Annotated in this window: 18 protein-coding genes and 1 other RNA gene; all 19 read right to left on the bottom strand. The window is 70.5% G+C overall.

What is annotated here, in order from left to right; genetic code table 11:
* Positions 1-49: 49 nt before the first annotated feature.
* On the bottom strand, positions 50-2,050 hold the full coding sequence (locus TRAD_RS08000) for a S9 family peptidase (RefSeq protein ID WP_013178102.1): 2,001 nt from the start codon (positions 2,048-2,050) through the stop codon (positions 50-52).
* A 51-nt stretch (positions 2,051-2,101) separates the two neighbouring features.
* Positions 2,102-2,827, bottom strand: coding sequence for a 23S rRNA (guanosine(2251)-2'-O)-methyltransferase RlmB (gene rlmB, locus TRAD_RS07995; protein WP_013178101.1), 726 nt, complete (start codon positions 2,825-2,827; stop codon positions 2,102-2,104).
* Between the two features lie 181 nt (positions 2,828-3,008).
* The gene (gene ribF, locus TRAD_RS07990) at positions 3,009-3,974 is read right to left on the bottom strand and encodes a riboflavin biosynthesis protein RibF (RefSeq protein WP_013178100.1); all 966 of its coding nucleotides are present in this window, start codon (positions 3,972-3,974) and stop codon (positions 3,009-3,011) included.
* Positions 3,971-4,504 (bottom strand): NUDIX domain-containing protein, encoded by a 534-nt coding sequence (locus tag TRAD_RS07985; protein WP_245523507.1) that lies wholly within the window; start codon positions 4,502-4,504, stop codon positions 3,971-3,973. Before TRAD_RS07985 ends, ribF begins: the two co-directional genes overlap by 4 nt.
* A 33-nt stretch (positions 4,505-4,537) precedes the next feature.
* Positions 4,538-5,605: a cell division protein FtsZ gene (gene ftsZ / locus TRAD_RS07980; RefSeq protein WP_013178098.1), complete on the bottom strand. Its 1,068-nt coding sequence runs from the start codon at positions 5,603-5,605 to the stop codon at positions 4,538-4,540.
* Positions 5,606-5,643: 38 nt separating this feature from the next.
* The gene (gene ftsA, locus TRAD_RS07975; protein WP_013178097.1) at positions 5,644-6,897 is read right to left on the bottom strand and encodes a cell division protein FtsA; all 1,254 of its coding nucleotides are present in this window, start codon (positions 6,895-6,897) and stop codon (positions 5,644-5,646) included.
* Between the two features lie 52 nt (positions 6,898-6,949).
* Positions 6,950-7,540 (bottom strand): cell division protein FtsQ/DivIB, encoded by a 591-nt coding sequence (locus TRAD_RS07970; protein WP_013178096.1) that lies wholly within the window; start codon positions 7,538-7,540, stop codon positions 6,950-6,952.
* Positions 7,525-8,394: a UDP-N-acetylmuramate dehydrogenase gene (locus tag TRAD_RS07965; RefSeq protein WP_013178095.1), complete on the bottom strand. Its 870-nt coding sequence runs from the start codon at positions 8,392-8,394 to the stop codon at positions 7,525-7,527. Before TRAD_RS07965 ends, TRAD_RS07970 begins: the two co-directional genes overlap by 16 nt.
* Complete coding sequence (gene murC / locus TRAD_RS07960; RefSeq protein ID WP_013178094.1) at positions 8,381-9,760, bottom strand: UDP-N-acetylmuramate--L-alanine ligase; 1,380 nt, start codon at positions 9,758-9,760, stop codon at positions 8,381-8,383. Before murC ends, TRAD_RS07965 begins: the two co-directional genes overlap by 14 nt.
* Positions 9,757-10,899: an undecaprenyldiphospho-muramoylpentapeptide beta-N-acetylglucosaminyltransferase gene (murG, locus tag TRAD_RS07955; protein ID WP_013178093.1), complete on the bottom strand. Its 1,143-nt coding sequence runs from the start codon at positions 10,897-10,899 to the stop codon at positions 9,757-9,759. The genes murC and murG overlap by 4 nt, the downstream gene beginning before the upstream one ends.
* Entirely contained in the window at positions 10,896-11,975 is a 1,080-nt protein-coding gene (locus TRAD_RS07950) for an FtsW/RodA/SpoVE family cell cycle protein (protein WP_013178092.1), read from the bottom strand. The genes murG and TRAD_RS07950 overlap by 4 nt, the downstream gene beginning before the upstream one ends.
* Entirely contained in the window at positions 11,945-13,297 is a 1,353-nt protein-coding gene (gene murD / locus TRAD_RS07945) for a UDP-N-acetylmuramoyl-L-alanine--D-glutamate ligase (RefSeq protein ID WP_013178091.1), read from the bottom strand. Before murD ends, TRAD_RS07950 begins: the two co-directional genes overlap by 31 nt.
* Positions 13,294-14,316 carry a phospho-N-acetylmuramoyl-pentapeptide-transferase gene (locus TRAD_RS07940; RefSeq protein ID WP_013178090.1) on the bottom strand — a complete coding sequence of 341 codons (1,023 nt, stop codon included), beginning with the start codon at positions 14,314-14,316 and terminating at the stop codon, positions 13,294-13,296. The genes murD and TRAD_RS07940 overlap by 4 nt, the downstream gene beginning before the upstream one ends.
* Positions 14,313-15,692, bottom strand: coding sequence for a UDP-N-acetylmuramoyl-tripeptide--D-alanyl-D-alanine ligase (locus TRAD_RS07935; RefSeq protein WP_013178089.1), 1,380 nt, complete (start codon positions 15,690-15,692; stop codon positions 14,313-14,315). Before TRAD_RS07935 ends, TRAD_RS07940 begins: the two co-directional genes overlap by 4 nt.
* Positions 15,693-15,760: 68 nt before the next feature.
* Entirely contained in the window at positions 15,761-17,353 is a 1,593-nt protein-coding gene (locus TRAD_RS07930) for a peptidoglycan D,D-transpeptidase FtsI family protein (protein ID WP_013178088.1), read from the bottom strand.
* Positions 17,344-17,664, bottom strand: a complete 321-nt coding sequence (locus TRAD_RS07925) for a hypothetical protein (RefSeq protein ID WP_013178087.1) — start codon at positions 17,662-17,664, stop codon at positions 17,344-17,346. The genes TRAD_RS07930 and TRAD_RS07925 overlap by 10 nt, the downstream gene beginning before the upstream one ends.
* Positions 17,661-18,680, bottom strand: a complete 1,020-nt coding sequence (rsmH, locus tag TRAD_RS07920) for a 16S rRNA (cytosine(1402)-N(4))-methyltransferase RsmH (RefSeq protein ID WP_013178086.1) — start codon at positions 18,678-18,680, stop codon at positions 17,661-17,663. The genes TRAD_RS07925 and rsmH overlap by 4 nt, the downstream gene beginning before the upstream one ends.
* Positions 18,677-19,105, bottom strand: a complete 429-nt coding sequence (gene mraZ / locus TRAD_RS07915; RefSeq protein WP_013178085.1) for a division/cell wall cluster transcriptional repressor MraZ — start codon at positions 19,103-19,105, stop codon at positions 18,677-18,679. Before mraZ ends, rsmH begins: the two co-directional genes overlap by 4 nt.
* A 318-nt stretch (positions 19,106-19,423) precedes the next feature.
* Positions 19,424-19,896: RNase P RNA component class A (gene rnpB / locus TRAD_RS15535), an RNA gene on the bottom strand.
* Positions 19,897-20,016 lie beyond the last annotated feature (120 nt).

Genomic DNA, 20,016 nt, shown 5'->3' with positions numbered 1-20,016 from the left:
CCGTCACACCCCGCTGCGGCCTTGCGTCACCGCGCCAGCCGCCACCCCCCTAGGGATGGCTTTCAAACCACTCGAGGAGGGCTTCAAGCCGCGCGACGCGGCGGTCGGGGCGCCCCGAGCGCGACAGCTCGTGCCCTTCGTCGGGGAAACGGATAAAGCGCGTCGGTTTACCGAGCGCTTTGAGGGCGATGTAGAGCTGCTCGGCCTGTTCGATGGGGCAGCGGTGATCGGCTTCGGCGTGGAGGATCAGCAGGGGCGTCTGGATGTTGGCGACGTACTTGAGGGGGCTCTGGTCCCAGAGCGCCTGCAGCTTCTCCCAGGGGGCCCCCCCGACCTCCACGGGGGCAAACTGGTAGCCGATGTCGGAGGTGCCGTAAAACGACGTCCAGTTGCTGATCGAGCGCTGCGTCACCGCCGAGCGGAAGCGGTTCGTGTGGCCGAGCAGCCAGTTGGTCATAAAGCCGCCGTACGAGCCGCCGGTGAGGTGCAGGGGCGCTTCGGGGTCGGCGTGGCTTCGCTGCGCGGCGTCGGCGACCGCGAGCACGTCGTCGGCGTCGACGCTCCCGTAACGCCCCTGGAGGGCGGTGGCGAAGGCCGCGCCGTAGCTCGACGAGCCGCGCGGGTTGCCGTAGACGACCCGGTACCCGCGCGCGGCGAGCAGCTGAAATTCGAACATAAAGCCGTAGCCGTAGTTCGTGTGGGGGCCGCCGTGCACCTGCAGCACCGAGGCGCGGTCCTTGCGCGGCTTGTGCGGCTCGAGGGTCCAGTACGCGACCCTGGGCCCCCCCTTGGCGCGGGCGTGCTGCACCGGGCTCGGCGCGCTCAGCCGGTACGCGTCGGTAAAGGCGCGGTTGACGTCGCTGAGCCGCGTCTCCTGGCCGCGCGCGTCGCGAAAAAACAGCTCACCGGGTTCGGTGGGGGTTTCGGCGGTAAAGATCACCCGGCCGCCGAGGGCGTGAAAACCGGTGACGGCGCGCCCCTCGCGGTGCAGCGCGCGCACGCGGCCTGAGAGCGACACGCGCGCCAAACCGCTGCGCCCCTCGCGGTTGAGGTTGACCAGGACGCTCTCGCCGTCCCAGCAGGGGGTTTCGGGGAGGGCCCCGTAGCGGCTGTCGCCGGCGACGCTCGAGGTGGCCTCGAAGTCCCCCGTTAGTAGCTGCGCCTCGCCGCCCGCTAGCGGCGCGACCCATAGGCCCGTCGGGGTGCCGAAGTTGCGTTGATCGGTAGGGGAGAGCAGGGCGACGAAGCGGCCGTCGGGGCTCGGGCTCGGCGCGGCGACGCGGGTGAGGTTGCTCACCACGGGGGTGGGTCTGCCCCCCTTGTAACCACCCCCCTTGGCGTCCTCTAAGGGGAGCGTCCAGAGGAGGCTCTGCCAGGCGTCCGCCGCGCGTTCGTCCTCGGCGGCGGTAAAGAGCAGCGCCGCGCCGTCTGGCGTGAAGACGAGCCCGCTAGGGCTGCTCTGCAGCTTGGTCAGCTTCGTGACCTCGCCGCTCAGGTCGCAGAGGTAGATCTGCGCGCTCCCCGAGGGCCGAAAACCGACGCCGTCGCCCTTGTAAAACATCCGGTCGATGACCCTGGGTCGGCCCTTGGCCGTGTCGCGCTCCCCTTGCGAGACGAGCGCGAGCAGCTCGCCGCCAGGGTGCCAGCAGAACTCCGTGACGCCGGCTGGCAGGTCGGTGAGCCGCCGCGCCTCGCCGCCAGCAAGGGGCAGCAGGTGGAGCTGCGCCCCCTCCGCCTCGCCCGGCGACCCGCGCTTAGACAAAAAGGCGACGGCGTCACCTTTGGGGCTAAAGCGCGGGTGCGTGTTGGCGTCGCCCGCCTGGGTGAGCTGCTGCGCGCGTCCCGCTGCGGCGGTGTCGTAGAGGAAGAGGTGACTGACGTAGCGGGGTGCCGCTTCGGCGTTGGCGTCGGGAGCGGCCTCCTCTCGGTCCTTGGGCGGTGTCTGGATGGTCGTGTGCACCGCTACCGCCCGTCGGCCGTTGGGGCTAAGCCGCGCGTCGGAGACAAAGGTGAGGTCGAAGAGGCTTTTGGCCTTGAGTTTTTTCGCCATGCCCCGTTATACCCCGCAGGCGCGCGCCGCCCTGCCCAAGGCGTCAGGGCGTCAAGTGGACCTCGAGCTGAGCGCCGCGTAGAGCAAGATGCCCGCCGCGACCGAGGCGTTTAGCGACGCCACCTGGCCGCGCATCGGGATGGCGACGAGCTCGTCGCACGTCTCGCGCACGAGGCGCCGCATACCCGCGCCCTCGGCGCCGATCACGAGCGCGGCGGGGCGGTCCCAATCGAGCTGCTGCGGCAGTGCGGCCGCGTCCCCCGAGGCGCCGTAGAGCCAGACGCCGCGCGCCTTTAACGCCTCCATGTAGCGCGGCAGGTTCTTCACCTGTACGAGCGGCAGGTGGCTGCTCGCCCCCGCCGAGACCTTGGCGACCACGGCCGAGAGGGGGGCGCTGCGCCGCTCCTCGGTGACGACGCCGTGCGCCCCCAAGACCTCGGCGCTGCGGATGATGGCGCCGTAGTTGTGCGGGTCGGTGATGCCGTCTAAAAGCACCAGGAGGGGCTTTTCGCCGCGGCGCGCGGCGCGCGTAAAAGGCGCTTCGGGGTCGGCGTAGCTGAGCTCGGGGAGCTCGGCGACGACGCCCTGATGCCGGGTGGTTTTGAGCGCTTGGTCGAGTTGGGTGCGGGGGACACGCTCGAGCGTGACGCCGGCTTTGCGCGCGAGGGCCTCAAACTGTTTGACGGTCCCCGGCTGCACGCCGTGGGCGACGAAAAGGCGCAGCACGCCGCCCTCGCGCAGCGCCTCCGCAACTGCCTGTTTGCCGTAGATGAGCATGGGTCAGTATAAGGTCCAGCCTCGGCAGGTTCCTGCGGTGGTGCAGCTTTAGGAAGCCTGGCCGCCTCGCACGGCCGCCCTACACGCTGCAGGAGACGCTACCGGCAGCGGTTTCACGTGGACTGAGGGGGTGCTCTGACGCGCCCCCTCTAGCCACCTTTTGGTGGGTGTGGTGGGGGCGCTAGCGCTTGGGGCTAGAGAGGTGGGTGGGGTCGCCGAGCGCTTGCAAAGCGGCCCTCGCCCGCTGTTCGTCAGCTGCGAGCTGCGCTTTGAGGTCGTCAAGCCCCGCGAAGCGCCGCTGCGCGCGCAAAAAGCGTTCGAACGACACGCGGATCGTCTTGCCGTAGAGGTCGCCGTCAAAGTCGAAGAGGTGCACCTCCAAAGAGGGGGGCGCGTCGGGGTAGGAGGGGCGTGGGCCGACGTTGGCCATCCCGCCGAAGGTGCCGTAGGGCGTCTCGACCCAAACGGCGAAGACGCCGATGGGCAGGGCTTTTTCCGGTGCGAGCTGGAGGTTGGCCGTGGGGAAGCCCACCGTGCGCCCGCGCCGGTCGCCCGCGGTGACCTCGCCGATAGCGAGGTAGCTGTAGCCCAGAAACCGCCGCGCCTGCTCGACCTCCCCCGTGCGCAGGAGCTCGCGGATATGCGACGACTTGATGGGCTCCTCTTCGAGGCGCCGCAGCGAAAAGACCTCGAGCCTTTCGGTCACGTGCTGCAGGTCGTCCAAACCGCCGCTGCGTTTGTAACCGAAGTGAAAGTCCTCGCCGACGATCAGCAGCTTTGGCGCGAGGTGTTGCAGCTGCTCCAAAAAGGCCTCTTTGGGGGTCCGCGCGTAGTCGTGGTCAAAGGGGGTCATGACGACCGCTGTGGGGGAGAAGCGGCGGAGCAAGAAGAGCTTCTCTTCGGCGCTCGTGAGGTAGGGTTTGCCCTGGAAAAAGACCTTGGCCGGGGGGAAAAAGGTGAGCACCACGCTCGGCGCCCGCAAGCTTGTAGCGGCCTCCTGAAGGCGCCGCAACAGGAGCTGGTGGCCCAGGTGCACCCCGTCGAAGTTGCCGATGCAGAGCACCACGCCGCGAAGCTCGAGCGCCAAGGGGGAACTGACGACGCGGGGCGCGGCGCCGCGCGCCGTGGCGTCTAGAGGGCGCGTCACGAGGGCTCCGCGAGCGCCCCCGCACGGCCGAGGGCGTAGGTGAGCCCGAGGAGCGTAGGGGCGCTGCTCGCGACCTCACCCGCGGCGACGCGCGCCCAGGTCTCGCGCAGCGGGCGCCACGCGAAGGCGACCTCCTCCCCCTCGTCACCCCCCGCGCGCGCGACCGTATGGAGGTCGGTGGCCATAAAGAGCGTCACCTTTTCGTCGGTAAAACCGGGGCTCGAGTACACCTCGGCGAGCTGGGTGAGCGTGCCGGCGAGCCCGACCTCCTCAGCGAGCTCGCGCCGCGCCGCCGCCGCTGGAGTCTCGCCGGGGTCGACGAGCCCAGCGGGCAGCTCCCAGGTCACCTGCCCGACGGCCGGTCGCAGCTGTTCGACGAGCAGCACCTCCTCGCGGCCGCGCTCGCCGCGCAGCGCGAGCACGCAGACGGCGGGGGCGTGAAAGACGACCTCCCAACGCCCGCTGCGTTTGGCGACGCGGATAACGCGCCCCTCAAAGAGGATCTCGTCGGACATTAAAGGCGTGTTCACGGTAACGCGCGGCCGCTCGGCGCCTCGCGACGCCTACTGATCGTCGGGGTTGTAACGCAAAAAGGCGGGGATGTCGTAGTTCGAGGGGTCATAGCTCCGACCGCCCCCGACCGCCGCGCGAAACTGCGTCGGGCGCAAGATCTTGGGTTGCGGGGCGTGGTCGAAACCGGCCGCGATCACCGTGACGCGCACCTCGTCGCCAGCCGCTTCGTCGTAGGCGACGCCAAAGAGCACGTTCGGATCCTCGACCTCGGTCGCCTCGCTGATCTTTTCGACGATCTCGTGGGCGTCGAAGAGCGTCAGCTCCTCCGAGCCGGTGATGTTGATAAGCAGCTGGTGCGCCCCCTCGACCCCGCGCGCGAGCAGCGGCGAGTGCGTGGCGCTGTTCGCGGCCTCCTCGACCAGGCCCTCGCCGCGCCCCGAGCCGATGCCCATAAGGACCGTCCCGGCACCCGAGAGGAGCGCGCGCACGTCGGCGAAGTCGACGTTGATCATCCCCGGTTTGTTGATCACGTCGCTGATGCCTTTGACGCCGTAGTAGAGCACCCGGTCGGCGACGCGAAAGGCGTCCCCGAGTTTGACCTTGCGGTCTAGAGCGGACAAGAGGCGCTGGTTTTCAACGACGATCAGCGCGTCGACCTTGTCCTCGAGCTTGCGCAACCCCTCTTCGGCTTGGCGCATCCGGTTGGGGCCCTCGAACTGAAACGGGGTGGTGACCACCGCGATGGTCAAGGCGCCCTGCTCGCGCGAGATCTCGGCGACCACGGGGGCGCTGCCGGTCCCCGTACCGCCGCCCATCCCGGCGGTGATAAAGACGAGGTCGGAGCCGCGCAGCTGTTCGGCGATGCGGTCGCGGTCCTCTAGGGCCGCTTTCTCACCGATCTCCGGGTTTGCCCCCGCGCCGAGCCCCTTGGTCAGGTGATCGCCCATCTGGATGCGGTTTTCCGCGAGTGAGGTGGCCAGAACCTGCGCGTCGGTGTTTGCAGCGATAAACTGCACCCCTTCGAGCTTGGCCTCGATCATCCGGTTGACCGCGTTGTTCCCCCCACCGCCTAGACCGATAACCCGAATGACGGCGTTTTCCGACGTGCTCGCGACCATGGTGTGCTCCCTCAACGTTGGGTGTTTACGTATCACGGTTAAAAGAAATCCTTCAAAAAGTTGCGGATATTTTGGAACCAGCCCCCCACCGACTGCCCCGCGCTCTGCATCAGCCGCGGCCGGTTCCCCGAGGGGGCGAGCGCGTGCCCCTGCAGGACGCCGTAGCGTACCAAACCGACGGCGGTCGCGTGCGCAGGGCTCGCGACGACGTCGACCAAACCCGAGACCTCCACGGGTTTGCCGATCCGTACGGGGAGGCGAAAGCGTTCGGTGGCGACCTGTTCGATCCCGGGCATGAGCGACGCCCCGCCGGTGATGACGACGTTGCCGGCGAGCAGCTCCATCGCGCCCAGGCGCTGTTCGACCGAGCGTTTGACGAAGTCTAAAATCTCCACCACCCGCGGGCGGATCACCTGCGCGAGTTCAAAGGTCGAGAGCGAGGCGGTGTAGTTCGGGTGCGACACCTCCAGAGCGACCTCGCGGTCGGCGAGCTCAGGTACCGCGACGCCGTACTTTTTCTTGACCCGCTCGGCTTCGTCGGGGGGGATGCGCAGCAGTTGCGAGATGTCTTGGGTGATGTGGTCGCCGCCCAACGGGATCACCGCCGAGTCGGTCAGCGTGCCGCGGCGAAAGACGCCGACGTCGGTGGTGCCGCCGCCGATATCGATCAACACCGTGGTGAGCTCGCGCTCGTTGCGGTCCAACACGGCGAGGCCCGAGGCGAGCGCCTGCACCACCATCCCGCTCACCTCGACGTGGGCGTCGCGGGCGCAGCGGCTTAGGTTCTGCAGCGGCCCCTGCGCCCCGGCGATAATGTGCACGTCGACCTCTAAACGCACGCCGCTCATCCCGACCGGGTCTTTGATGCCGTCTTGGCCGTCGACCACGTACTCCTGCGGGATCACGTGGATGACGTCCATGTTGGCCTCTAGGGGCACGGCGCGCGCGTTTTCGATGGTGCGTTCGACGTCGGCCTCGCTAATCTGCTGGCCGCGCCGGATGGCCGCCATCCCGTGGCTCGTAAAGGCGCGCAGGTGCGTGCCGGCGACGCCGATCCAGGCGTCTTTGACCTCGACGCCGGCGACGCGTTCGGCGGCGGCGACCGACTGCCGCACCGACGCGATGGTGCGCTCGAGGTTGACCACGACCCCCTTGCGCAGGCCGTCTGAGGGCACCGTGCCCTCGCCGATAATGTCGAGCACGCCGTCGGAGGCGACCTCACCGATCACCGTGCAGATCTTTGTGGTGCCGATGTCTAACCCGACGACGATCCGTTCGTCTGTCACGCCCACTGCCCTAGCTGCTCCTGTTTCCGTTGACCCTGTACGCGCATGGCGCCCTCTATCATGGTTGTACGCTCACTCCCCAAGGGTAGACGGCGACGCTGAAACCCCGGTGTTCCACAAACCCCGACCAGTGTGCTCGCAAAGACGCGACGTCGGGGGTGTAGAGGGTGGAATCGGCGAAAAAAACCGTAAAGCCGCTCGGCGAATAGCTTAACACCTCCGGTTGAAAGTCGGCGAGGAGGCGCAAAAGCTCTGTGGCCTCCTCTAAGCGGCTCGCGCCCCACCCCGTCAGGGTCACGGGCGCCGCCAGCGGGTCTGCACCGGGTAAGACTGTACCATCTAGGGCGTAGACCCTCTCGCCGTACCGAAAGGCGGGGGTGCGTTCGGTCACCTCGAGCAGCACGCGCTCGGGCCAGCGGCGTACGACGCGGGCGCTCTCGACCCAGGGGTCGCGCGTCAGCCCCGCGAGGCTCCAGGTGCTGACCCACAAGAGCGGTTGGCCGGGTTTTAGACCCGCCAGCGCGGCGAGCTCGGCGGCGGTGTAGTGCGCGGCACCGGCGACGTCGACGTAGCGGACGCGTGGGTAGAAGCGTGAGCCGACGAGCAGCGCGGTACACAAAAGGAGCAGCAGCACTAGGGGGCGGCGCATAGCGCCTCCTCGCGCGGCCCGAACCCCCAGAGCTCCCACTCGGTCTCCAAGGGTACGCTCGAGCGCTCCCGCACCCGCTCCAAAAGCGCCACGACGTCCCCTGCGGTCGCCCCCCCGAGGTTGACGACGAAGTTGCCGTGTTCGGGCGAGATCATCGCCCCGCCGACGCGCAACCCCTTGAGGCCGAGGGCGTCGATAAGCCGCCCCGCGCTGTCGCCGGGGGGGTTTTTAAAGGCGCACCCCGCCGACTTCGCCTTGGGTTGCCCCCGCCGCGCGGCGTCGACTTCGGCGAGGCGCGCCCTGACGCGCGTCTGGCTCGAGGGGCTAAGGCGCAGGCGCGCGCGGGTGAGCACCGCCTTTGGTGGCAAGGCGCTCGTGCGGTAACCGAGGCCGAGCTCGGCGGCGCTGAGGCGCTCGAGTCGCCCCTCTAAGAGCACCTCGACCTCCTGCAGGGTGTCGGCCATCTCGCCAAAGCGGGTGCCCGCGTTCATCACCACGGCGCCGCCTAGGGTCGCGGGGACGCCCAAGAGCCCCTCGAGCCCCGAGAGCCCGAGCGCGGCGGCGCGGCGCACGAGCCCCGGGAGCGGCGTCGCGCCGCCCAACCAGATCCCCGCGGCGCTCGCCGCTGCGGGGCCGAAGGCGCGCACGTCGTTGTACGCGCGGCCGAGCTTGATGACCCGCTCGGGAACCCCGGCGTCGGCGATGAGCAGGTTGGACCCCCCCCCGAGGACGCGGAAGGGTTCGCGGGTAGCCTCGACGAGCTCGGCGTGCGACTCGACCACCCACAGCTCCGCCGGCCCCCCGACGCCCAAGGTGGTGAGCGGTGCGAGCGGCACCACCTTAGGCGCTGCCATCGTCCCCCCCGGCGAGCGCGACGACCCCCTCGGCGACCTCCCAGACGTCGCCCGCCCCCAGGGTGATCACCAGGTCGTTCTGCTCTAAGCTCTCGGCTAAGTAGCTCTGCGCCGAGGCGGCGCTATGAAAGCTCGCGGGTGTGCCCGCCGCTTGAAGGCGCTCGACGATGCGCCGCGCCGAGACGCCGGGGATGGCCGCCTCGCCCGCCCCGTAGACCTCCAAGACGAGCACCTCGTCGGCCAAAGCGGCGGCGTCGGCCAGGGCGGGCCAGTGGCGGGCGGTGCGGACCCAGCGGTGCGGTTGCAGCACCGCCCGCACCCGCCGACCGGTGTGGCGCGCGGCCTCGAGGGTGACCCGCACCTCGGTCGGGTGGTGGGCGTAGTCGTCGATCACGAGCGCGCCGCGCACGCTGCCGCGCCGCTGCCAGCGGCGGCCGACGCCACCGAAGGTGCTCAGGTGCTCGGCCGCCGCCTTGAGGTCGAGCCCCGCTAGGTGGGCCGCGGCGAGCGCCGCTGCGGCGTTTTGGACGTTGTGGCGCCCCGGCACGAGGAGCCGCACCTCGACGGGTGGGGTGTGGGGGGCGTGAAAGGTAAAGTGGCTGCCCGCGGCCGAGAGCGCGCACACCGACGCGCGGTAGCTCGCCCCCTCGCTGAGCCCGTAGGTGACCGCGTTCGGCAGCCCGCCCAACAGGGGCCCCAGCGACGGCCAATCGGCGCAGAAGAGGACGCGCTCTGAGCGCGCGGCGAAGCTCGCGGTGGCCGCCTCGAGCGCCTCGAGTGAGGCGTGGTAGTTGCGCCGCTCGCTAAAGTCGCCGGCGATGTGGTCGTCCTCTAAGTTGGTGACGACGGCGAGCTCCGAGGGGAGGGCGGCGAAGCCGGGGTCGGACTCGTCGACCTCGGCGATTATCCACGCCCCGTGGCCGTAGCGGACGTTCGAGCCGAGCGCGGCGAGGTGCCCACCGACCAAGACCGAGGGGTCGCAGCCCGCTTTTAAAAACAAGGTGGCGATCATCCCCGTGGTGGTGCTTTTACCGTGCGTGCCGGTCACGGCGACGCTGCGCCGGCGGTTTAAGAGCTCGGCGAGGAGCTCGATGCGCCGCAGCGTCCGTTTGCCCTGCGCGCGCGCGGCTTGCACCTCGGGGTGCGCTTCGGGGATCGCGGTGCTCGTGACGAGCAGGTCGGCGTGTGCGACGTGGGCTGGGTCGTGGCCGAGGTGCGCCTCGATCCCCTGGCGCCGCAGCGTGTGCAGCTCGGGGCTCTCAAGCGCGTCGCAGCCCGACACGCGGTAGCCGTCGGCGAGGTACCAGCGGGCGAGCCCGCTCATCCCGACGCCCGCGATGCCCATAAAGTGAAGATGCGGTTTCATGCGGTCTCCTGCTCCCCCAGTGTGCGCGGTGACCTCGGCGCTCGTGGGGGGTTGAGCTCCTGCACCACCCGCTCGCAAAGGCGCGCGGTAGCCCCGGCGGGGGAGCGCTCGCGGGCGGCCGCCGCGGCGCGCGCCCTAGTCTCTGGCTCGAGCAGGTGGCGCCACGCGGCGGCTAGGGTCACCGGTTGGAGGTCGCGTTCCTCAACCACGGTGCCCGCGCGGTCGCGCGCCACCGCCCGCGCGTTGTGGAGTTGGTGGTTGTCGGCGGCCGTGCTCAAGGGGACCATGAGGAGCGGTACCCCGTGAAAGGCGGCTTCGGCGAGCGTCCCCGTGCCCGCGCGCGTCACGCCGAGGTCGGCTGCAGACCACGCTAACACGGTGTCGAGGTAGGGTGCTACCCGGTAGCGTTCCCGCTGGCTCGGGCTGAGGCAGCTTTGCAGGTGCGCCCGTACCGTCTCCAGGTGCGCCGCGCCGCTGCTATGCAGCACCCAGTGGGGGGCTTGCGCGCCGAGCGCCGCGAACGCTTCGGGGACCGCGCGGTTGAGGAGCGCGGAGCCCTGGCTCCCCCCGAGGACGAGCGTCAGCGTCACCGCTTCCGGGAGGCCGAGGCGGCGGCGCGCCTCGCTCTTAGGCAGCCGCTCTTCGCGCACCGGCATACCGACCGTGACGACGCGCTCGCGCGCCGCGCGCGGCAGGTGCGCGGCAACGCCCGGCTGCGCGACCCCGATAAAGCGCGCGCCGCGGGCGAAAAGGCGCGTGACGAGGCCCGGATAGGCGTTCTGTTCGTGGAGCGCCCAGGGGACGCCCGACAGGCGCGCCGCCGCGAGCCCCGGAAAGGCGGCGAAGCCGCCGAAACCGACCACGAGCGCGGGGCGGAGGCGGCGCAGAGCGGCGAGCGCGTCGCTTAAACCGAGCGCCGCCCGGACGGCTTGGCGCGGGTCGGGGCGGCTGCGGTCGTACTTGCCGGCGCGCACCCCCCAAAAGGCGAAGCCCGCATCGGGGACGAGCTTGGCCTCGAGCCCCCCCTGCTGCCCGATAAACGCGACCTCGTAGCCGCAAGCGGCGAGCGCGCGCGCGAGCGCCAGCGCCGGGTAGATGTGGCCTCCGGTCCCGCCGGTAGCGAGCAGCACGGGTTTCATCCGCTAAGAGCGGGACCTTTCGCCGCGGCTGCGGGGGCGCTGCGGCGCGCTTCGCGGTAGGCGCTCTGCATAAGCCCCATCGCCATGCCGACCGAGAGCAGGCTGTTAAAGCCGTCTGAGACGAAGGGCAGCGGCACCCCCGTGACCGGCAGCAACCCGGCGGCGACGAGGAGGTTGAGGGCGGCCTGGCCGCCCACGTAGGCGCTCGCCCCGGCGGCGAGGAGCGCCCCCGGGCCTTTGAGGCTCGCGGCGATCTCGAGCCCGCGCAGCACGATAAAGAGGTAGAGCGCGATAAGCGTGAGCACGCCGATCAGCCCGAGCGCGTGCGCGAGCGACACGGCGATCATGTCGGTGCTCGCCGCCGGGATGCTGACCGGCTGCCCCGAGCCGAGGCCGAAAAGCCCCGCCTCGCTGATGATGCGTTGGGCGCGGTCGGCTTGGTAGGTGTCGCCGAGGGTATCGGCGCGCGCCCCCCAGAGGTCGCGAAAACCGGTGATGCGCGCGCTGATGTAGGGGAACTGGCGGAGGTAGGGGCCGGCGATGAGCGCGGCGATAAGGCCCGCCGCGGCGCCGATGCTGACCAGACGGACGATGGTGGTGCCCGCGGCGACCATCACCGAAAGCCCCAGCAGAAAGATAAAGACCGCCGTGCTGACGTTTGGTTCGGCGATGATGAGGCCGACTGCGAGCCCCATGACGAGCATCGGGCGCCAGATCTGCCAGTTGCCCAGGTGGTTGTGGAAAAACGCGGTGAGATAGGCGATCACGGCGACTTTCATGAGTTCAGAGGGTTGCAGCGTAAAGTTGCCGATGAGCAGCCAGCGCCGCGAATCGCTCCCCTCGGGGGAGATGCCGATGACGAGCACCAGCGCGAGCAGCGCGAGCACCCCGACGTAGAAAAAGGGGCTCACCTTGACGACGCGCTGCGGCGACACGCGCGAGACCACGACGGTGAGCGCGAGCGCGATGGTGACGCGCACGAGGTGCTCGGGCCAGGTCTCCGGCGAGCTCGTGGCGACGCCGAGCACCCCGAGCACCCCGAGGCTCAGCTGCGCGAGGAAGAGAAGCCAGTCCATAGCGCCTCCTTGGGCGTGTGCAGCGCGGTCACGGCGCGCCGAAAGGCCTCGGCGCGCGCTTGGTAGTTGCCAAACTGATCGAACGAGGCGGCGAGCGGCGCGAGCAGCACGGTGCCGCCGGAGCCCCTCAAGCGTTCGGCGGCGAGCGCGGTGGCGCGTCGCAGCGCCGCCTCGCCGTCACGGTCCGGGATGACGTGGGTTTCGGTCCAAGCCGACAGCTGCGCGGCGAACGCCGGGCCCGCCTCGCCGAAGCAGAGGGCGAGCACGACCCTGTCGCGCACCAAAGCCTCCAACTCGGCGAAGCTCGCGCCCTTGTCCTGCCCACCTAGAAGCCACACCACGGGGGCGGGGGTCGCGGCGAGCGCCGCCTGGACGGCCAGGGTGCGCGTGGCGATGGAGTCCTCGACGAAGCGCACGCCCGCCACCTCGCCGACCACGCTGTAGCGCCCCGGCACCCCCGAAAAGCTCTCGAGCCCCGCGCGGATCGCCTCGTCGCCTAGTCCCCAGGCGGCGGCCGCGAGGGCGACGGCGAGCGCGTTGAGCCGGTGGTGCTGGCCCGTGAGCTGCAGCGCGCGCACCGCTACAAGCGGCCGGCCGTGGAGCGTGAGCATCCCGTCGGCGAGGTGGGCGGCGCTCCCGGGCGTGGGCGCGGCCGAAAACCCCCACGTGCGCGCGGGCGACGCCTCGGCCCAGGCGCGCACCAAGGGGTCGTCGTGGTTGTAGACGAAGGTGTCCTCCGGGGTGAGGTGGGCGATCAGGCGTTTTTTGGCCGCGTGGTAGGCCGCCAGCGAGCCGTGGCGGTCGAGGTGGTCGCGGCCCAGGTTGAGCACCACGGCGACGCGGGGGTGCAGGCTCGGACAGCGCTCGAGCTGAAACGACGAGAGCTCGGTCACCAGCACCCGGCCGGGTGCGGCGACGGCCGCGAGCGCGGGGTCGACGTTGCCGCCGGCGGGGGCGTCGAGGCCGGCAAGGGTCAGCGTGTGCGAGAGCCAGCGCGTCACGGTCGTCTTCCCCGCCGTACCGGTGATGCCCAGGATGGGGGCGTCGACCGTGCGGTAGACCCACTCGACCTCACCGATGGTCTCGACCCCGCGCGCGCGCAGCGCGGCGAGGTCGGGGGCGTCCCAGGGCACGCCGGGGGCGGCGATGCAGAGCTCGGCCGGGACCTCTAGGGGCGCGCTCGTAGCGCGACAGCCGAGCGCCGCGAGGTCCTCACCCTGCGGGTGCTGCGCGTCGAAGGTCCACACCGCGTGCCCTTGGCGGCGCAGAAGCCGCGCGACCGCGCCCCCGCTGCGCCCGAGGCCGTAGACGAGGACGTTCACGCCGCCCCGCCGCGCAGGCTCCAGGCGAGCGCCACGCACACCGCCGTCACGAGCCACATCCGCACCACGATCTGCCCCTCCGACCACCCCGAGAGCTCGAAGTGGTGGTGCAAAGGGCTCATCTTGAAAAGCCGCTGGCCCTCGCCGCGCCGCGCCTTGGTCAGCCGGAAGTAGCTCACCTGGGCGATCACCGAGAGGACCTCGAGCACCGGGATGAGGGCGAGTAGCGGCAGCCACCACGCCCAACCGGCCAAGATGGCGGTGCCCGCGACCGCCGCGCCGAGCGCCTCGGAGCCGACGCCGCCCATAAAGACGCGCGCCGGACGGGCGTTAAACCATAAAAAGCCCAACAGCGCCCCCAGGAGCGCCCCCACGAAGGGGGCGCCCACGAAGGGCAGCAGCACGAGGGCGGTGACGCCGGCGGCGAGGCCGTCGAGCCCGTCGGTAAAGTTAAAGGCGTTGATGCTCCCGACGACGATAAAGGCGAAGCCTAAAAGGTCGAGCACGGGCGCGCCGAAGAGCTCCTGGCCGCTACGCACCGCGTAGAGCGCGAAGACGAGCGCCGCAGCGCTCTGGATCAGCAGGCGGTAGCGGGCCAGCACGCCCGTCGTGAGGTCGGGCGCGTCGGGCGCGGGGCGCGCGTTCGCCGCGCCCTCTTGGGGTTCGGCGTGGACGCTCACCCGCTGCGGGGGCGCTTCGTCGGGCGCGGGGACGGTGCGAACAGCTGGTACCGCCCGTTTGCGCCGCAGCGCCGCGAGGTCGTCGTAGAGCCCCAACAGGGCGGCGGCCGCGGTGAGCAGGGCGACCGCGGCGCTCCTCTCGGTCGGGCCGAAGAGGAGCCAGGTGAAAAGGGCCGCGAGCAGAAAAGCCGCGCCGCCCATCGTCGGCGTACCGGCTTTGGTGTGGTGCGTGGTGGGCCCGTCTTGGCGTACCGCCTTGCCCCAACCGCGGCGTTTGGCGAGCTGGACAAAGGTGCCGACGGCGAAGAGTGAGAGCAGCGCGGCGACGAGGACGGTCATCCGCGCGCCCCTTCGGGGTGTTCGGGCGGCTTGTCGTGCTGCTCGGCGTAACGCCTAAGCAGCGCCTCCGTCAGCCGCTCGAGCCGCACCCCCCGCGACCCCTTGACGAGCAGCGTCCCCCGTTCTGGGACGAGCGCTAGGAGGGCCTCGAGGTCGAACGCTTCGAGGTAGACCGCGCGCGGATCGGCCTCGGCGAGCGCGCGCATGGCGGGGCCGACGGCGACGACGGCGTCGAGCGCCGCGGTGTCCTCGGCGAGCGCGCGGTGGAGCTCGGCCGAGGCCGCGCCGAGCTCGAGCATGTCGCCCAAAACGGCGGTGTGCGGCCGCGGCAGCGCCGCGAGCGCCGTCAGGGCCGCGCGCACCGACGCCGGGTTGCTGTTGTAGGCGTCGTCGAGGAGCGTGAGCGCGCCGAGCTGGTGGCGCTGCAGACGGCCGGGCTCGAGCACCGCGCCCTGCAGCCGCGCGGCCGCCGCTGCGGGGTCGACGCCGAGGTGCGCGGCGACCGCGAGCGCGCAGAGGGCGTTCTCGGCGAGCGCCGGGCTCGGCAGCGCGAGCGGGACGCGCAGGCCAAGGGCGTGGAGCGCCCCGCCGCCCGCTGCGGAGGCGAAGTGTCCCGTAACGCGTTTGGCCTCACCTCCTGTGGGGGTTTCTCGGCCGTCTAGGCCGTACACCGTCAGCCGCCCCTGCAAGGCCGCGCGCTGGGCGGGGGTGAGGAAGGGATAGGCCTGCGCGCTCACCCAGGCGTGGCGCACGCCTGTAAGCAGTTTGAACTTTTCGCGCGCGACCCCCTCGACGCTGCCCAAGCCGTCGAGGTGGGCGGGGGCGATAAGGGTCACGACGCCCAGCGTCGGGCGGGTAAGCTCGACGAGCTCGTCCATCTCGCCGGTGTGGTCGATGCCGAGCTCGAGCACGAGCCGGTCGTGAGCCCCCGTGCGATCTTCCAGCCACGCCTCGACGAGCGTCTGCGCGAGCGCCAGGGGCGTGTTGAAGTTGCCGCGCGTCGCGTGCGCCCCGAGCGCGGCGGCGAGCAGCGCGCGCGTGCTCGTCTTGCCCGCCGACCCCGTGACGCCGATGACGGGCCCCTGCAGCGCCGCGCGCGCGACGCGGCCGAGCTGTAAAAGGAGCCGCGCGGGGTCGGGGACGGTGAGCCCGCGCGGGTGCGGCCGGTCGGAGACGATAAACGCCGCCCCCGCCTGCAAAGCCGCGTCGGCGTACCTAAGGCCGTGGCTCGAGGCGCCGGGGAGGGCGAAAAAGGCGTCGCCCGGGCGCACCCGCGCGCTGTGAAAGGCGACGCCGCGGGCGCTTGGCAGCGCCCGCGCTTCGGTCGCCGGCACCCCGCTCAGTTCGGCGAGTAGGGTTGCGGGGAGCGACCTCACGTTCGCGCTCCACGAGGGGCGTGTCGCTCTGGGTAGGAGGGCCTTTGCATAGCGCCCACTATACCCGCCTAACGGGTGCGCTGAAGACCCGTCGTGGTGGCGGTGAGCGCGCCCTCTGCGGTGGCTAGGGTGCTCGGCGCGGCCGTTTCGGGTACCCCCCAGTGCGCGACGACCTCGCTCCCTACGCGGCGAAAGACGGGCGCCGCGACAAGCGCGCTGAGCGAGCCCCGGTTGGGGTCGACGCGTTGCAAATAGACGACCGCCGTGACTTTGGGGTCATCAGCGGGGAAAAACCCCGCGAACGAGAGCGTTCCGGCGTTGATGTAGACGCCCTTGTCGGTGTCGAAGAGGTCGGCCGAACCGGACTTGCCCGCGACCGTGACGCCGGGGATCTTGGCGACCGTGAGCGAACCGTTTTCAACGGTGTAGACGAGCATCTCGGTGACCGCCTCGGCGACCTCGGGGGAGAGGAGGCGCTCGGCGCCGACGCGCACCCCGTCTTCGTAGAGCACCTCGCTCTCGACGATCTGCGGCGGTACGAAGACCCCGTCGTTGGCGAACACGCTGTAGGCGGCGGCGAGCTGCAGCGCGGTCGCGGAGACGCTCTGGCCGATGGTCGCCGAGGCGTGGTCTTGCGGCACCCAGGTGGCTGGGTCGTTGATCTGACCGGTCTGGGTAAAGAGGTGTTTGAGGCCGACGTCTTTGCCGAAGCCGAAGTGCCGGTACCACGCGGCGAGCTCGGCGGAGGAGAAGCGTTCGCCGAGTTTGATCATGCCGACGTTCGACGAGTAGCGCAGCATCTCGGCGATGGAGAGCTCGAGGTCGTGTGGCGCGACGTCGCGAAACGTCTGGTTGCCGACGCGGATGGTGCTCTCGACCTCGAGCACCTCGTCGGCCTCTAGGCGTCCGGCCTGCATAAGCGCCGCGATCAGAAAGGGTTTCATCACCGACCCCGGTTCGACCTGCTGCAAAAAGGCGCGGTTGGCGACGCCGGTGCGGTCGCGCAAGTTGCGGTGGGTGTTGGGGTCGAACTGCGGGTACGAGGCGGCAGCCAGGACGCGGCCGCTGCCGGCCTCGAGCAGGACCATCGCGCCGTTTTCGGCGCCGTGCTCGCGGGCGGCGCGGGCGAGCTCGCCCTGAGCGATCGCCTGCAGCTCGGGGTCGATGGTGAGCCGCACGTCTTCACCGGCTTGCAACCGCGCGTCGAGGGTGAATTCAAGCCCCTCGAGGCCGAAGTTGCCCCCCGGTTGGCGCGCGCCGCTAAAGCCGATAAGCTGCGCGGCGAGGCGCCCCTCGGGGTAGCGCCGCGCTTCGGCGTCCCCTTCGGCGAGCACGGTGCCGTCAGCGGCGAGGATGCGGCCGCGCTGCGGCGCCTCGCGGAGGACGCTGGGCGGTGCGCCCAGCCGCAGGCCGAGGCTCGAAAAGCCCACGACGGCCGCCGAGAGCGGTACGACGAGGGCGGCCGAGAGCAGGAGGCGTTTATGCAGTTGCAGGTGCGCCGGGGCCACTGCGCTGCGCCGCGTTTGCGGCGTCCGCGCGTCGCGCCGCGGCGCGCCGGCGGTAGGGTAGACCGCGGCGGCCGAAGGGGCCTCTTGGCGGCGCACGCGTTCTCGGGGCGCTGCGCTCGAGGCGAACCTGCCGGTAACGTGTCTTAACGCCATACGGTGTAGACCTCCAGCCCGCTCGGCTGCGCCGCCGCTTCCGGCGGGGCGGCTGGCGCGATGTGGGTGACGTTAGCGACTTCGGGGGCGGGGACCATCCCGCGCGCGTGCGCCCACGCGCGGACGGCGAGCGCGCCGGTGACTTCGGCGGCGTTGCGGCGGAGGCTGCCCAGCTGGTCTTGCAGCGCCGCTTTGTCGCTGAGCAAGTCGGCGTGGAGGTTGCGGCGCACCTGGTTGTGGGCGCCGAGGGCGGCGAGCGCGAGCAAGAGCGCGAGGTAGAGCATGAAAAGACGCTGGCTGAGTCGGGTCATCGGTCCTCCCAGAGCGTTATCAACGTCGAGTCAGGGGTCGCGTGGGGGGGCGCAAGCGCCCCCCGCGTAAAGCGCCCGGCACGGGCCGCGTCGTCCGCGGCGTTCGCGCCGGAGCCCGCGTCGGTCGCAGCGGCGCCGTTTGGTACGCGCTCGGCGGCGCGCAGCTTGGCGGCGCGCGCCCGCGGGTTGGCGGCCACCTCCTCGGGGCTCGCCGTGAGCGGCTTTTTGGTGAGCGGCGTCAGGAGCGCGCTGCTTTTAAACGCGCGTTTGACGATGCGGTCCTCGAGCGAGTGGTAGGTCAGCACCACCAACCGGCCGCCGGGTGCGAGCGCCCGTTCGGCCGCCGCGAGCGCGCGCTCCAGAGCGCCCAACTCGTCGTTGACAGCGACGCGCAGCGCCTGAAAGGTGCGCCGCGCCGGATGGTCGCGCCGCGGCCCCGGTGGGTAGGCGCGCGCGATGATCTCGGCGAGCTCGTCGGTGGTGGTGATGGGGGCTTTGGCGCGCGCTTCGACGATGCGCCGCGCGATGCGGCGGCTGTAGCGCTCCTCGCCGTAGCGGAAGATCACGCTGGCGAGCTCCTCTTGGGAGGCGCTGTTGACGAGGTCGGCGGCGCAGAGGCCGGTGGGCCCCATGCGCATGTCGAGCGGCCCCGGGTGGCGAAAGGAGAAGCCGCGTTCGGCTTCGTCGAGCTGCATCGACGAGACGCCGAGGTCGAGCAGCACCCCGGCGAGGGGGCCGACGCCGGCGGCCGCCGCGTGGCGGTCCAAGGCGTCGAAGTTGCCCTCGACGAACCTGAGGCGCCCGCTCGCGAGCGCGTCCTCGGGGAGAAAGCGCGTCACGCTGGGGTCGCGGTCGAGCGCCAAGACGTTGCCCCCCGCCTCGAGCAGGGCGCGGGTGTGGCCGCCGGCGCCGAAGGTGCCGTCGAGGTACCACGCCTGCGGTTTGACGGCGAGGTGGGCGAGGCACTCGGCCAGCATGACGGGCGCGTGTGGCGCGGCGCCAGGGATCCGGGTCATCCGACGAGCTCCCGCAGCAGCTCGGGGGCGGGGGGTTGGCTCTGGACCTCGGTGAGGTTGGTGAGCCAGCGCGCCTCGTTCCAGATCTCGAGGCGGTTGGGCGCCCCCGCGACGACGACGCTGCCGTCGAGCCCAGCGAAGGTGCGCAAGGTGGTGGGGATGGTGATGCGGCCCGCCCCGTCGATCTTGGCCTTGGCCGCCCCCGAGTAGAAAAAACGGACGAAGTTGCGCGAGGCGTGGTCGGTCAGGGGCAAGTTGGTCAGCTTCTCCTCGATGCGGCGCCACGCGGCGAGCGGAAAGACGTACAAGCACCCCTCCATCCCCCGCGTGACGACCATGCCGTCTTCGACGAATTCGCGAAACGGTGGCGGGACGATCACCCGTCCTTTGTCGTCCACCGAATACTGAAACTCGCCGAAGGGCATTCTCCACCTATCCCCCACCTTCTGTTAAACGCCGTCTCGGCGCTAGCTGCCGAGGTGCCGATGTACACGCCTTATGCTGCGGGGCAGTGTATCACACTTCTACCACGAATTCCCACACTCTCCCACCGCTACCCACCAAAAAGGGGTCAGCGGGCGCAAGTCTTCCACGCGCGTCCCACTGACGCCTTCGGGGGCTCTGTTGGCTTGGGGTCGGTGACGCGTCGCGCGCCGAGGGGCGCGCCGACAAAAAAGGCGACCTCAGCGTAGCACGCGCCGCGCGCAGCCGCTTGAGACCGCCTCAAGAACGGGCAAAAATAGGGTGCGGGAGAGGGGATAAGCCGGGTTCTGTCGGCCGCGCAGCCAGGATGTAAAAAACCTCACATCTTGGCTGCGGGCGCCTGATCATCTATCTGGGACGTCTGTCGCCAGACGCCTCGAGCGGTCAACCCGGAGATGTTAACGAGCCGGGCAAGCTCTTTCTCCCTATCGGACCTTGCACCGGGTGGGGTTTACCTAGCTGCCCTTGTTACCAAAGGCACTGGTGCGCTCTTACCGCACCGTTTCACCCTTACCCGGAAGGTAGCATCCCGACATCGACGCGCTACGTGAGCACGTTCGCGACACGCGTCGCGCCGATCCGTGGGTGCTCCCCATCCGGGCGGTCTGCTCTCTGTTGCACTTGCCGTCGCCTTACGCGCCCAGGTGTTACCTGGCACCCTGCCCTGCGGAGCCCGGACTTTCCTCAGCAAAGCCAGTTGCCCAGCCAAGCCGCGATCAGGTCCCTCTCACCGCAAGAGGTCATTATATCACGCGGCGCAAGGCGACTTGAAGGCGAAATGGCGGCTGCGCCCGCGGCGCCCTCACGAGGTGGTCGGGCGGTGCTTGAGAGCAGCGGCTTCGGCGCGCTCGGC

Source organism: Truepera radiovictrix DSM 17093 (genome assembly GCF_000092425.1).
Taxonomy (GTDB): domain Bacteria; phylum Deinococcota; class Deinococci; order Deinococcales; family Trueperaceae; genus Truepera; species Truepera radiovictrix.
Note: the sequence above shows the minus strand (reverse complement) of the source record. Positions and strands in the feature narration are given on the sequence as shown.

Bases quoted from the DNA above. Each gene is read 5' to 3' on its own strand.
- TRAD_RS08000 (WP_013178102.1), bottom strand. From the start codon at position 2,050: ATGGCGAAAAAACTCAAGGCCAAAAGCCTCTTCGACCTCACCTTTGTC.
- rlmB (WP_013178101.1), bottom strand. From the start codon at position 2,827: ATGCTCATCTACGGCAAACAGGCAGTTGCGGAGGCGCTGCGCGAGGGC.
- ftsZ (WP_013178098.1), bottom strand. From the start codon at position 5,605: ATGGTCGCGAGCACGTCGGAAAACGCCGTCATTCGGGTTATCGGTCTA.
- TRAD_RS07970 (WP_013178096.1), bottom strand. From the start codon at position 7,540: ATGCGCCGCCCCCTAGTGCTGCTGCTCCTTTTGTGTACCGCGCTGCTC.
- TRAD_RS07965 (WP_013178095.1), bottom strand. From the start codon at position 8,394: ATGGCAGCGCCTAAGGTGGTGCCGCTCGCACCGCTCACCACCTTGGGC.
- murC (WP_013178094.1), bottom strand. From the start codon at position 9,760: ATGAAACCGCATCTTCACTTTATGGGCATCGCGGGCGTCGGGATGAGC.
- murG (WP_013178093.1), bottom strand. From the start codon at position 10,899: ATGAAACCCGTGCTGCTCGCTACCGGCGGGACCGGAGGCCACATCTAC.
- TRAD_RS07950 (WP_013178092.1), bottom strand. From the start codon at position 11,975: ATGGACTGGCTTCTCTTCCTCGCGCAGCTGAGCCTCGGGGTGCTCGGG.
- TRAD_RS07940 (WP_013178090.1), bottom strand. From the start codon at position 14,316: ATGACCGTCCTCGTCGCCGCGCTGCTCTCACTCTTCGCCGTCGGCACC.
- TRAD_RS07930 (WP_013178088.1), bottom strand. From the start codon at position 17,353: ATGGCGTTAAGACACGTTACCGGCAGGTTCGCCTCGAGCGCAGCGCCC.
- TRAD_RS07925 (WP_013178087.1), bottom strand. From the start codon at position 17,664: ATGACCCGACTCAGCCAGCGTCTTTTCATGCTCTACCTCGCGCTCTTG.
- rsmH (WP_013178086.1), bottom strand. From the start codon at position 18,680: ATGACCCGGATCCCTGGCGCCGCGCCACACGCGCCCGTCATGCTGGCC.
- mraZ (WP_013178085.1), bottom strand. From the start codon at position 19,105: ATGCCCTTCGGCGAGTTTCAGTATTCGGTGGACGACAAAGGACGGGTG.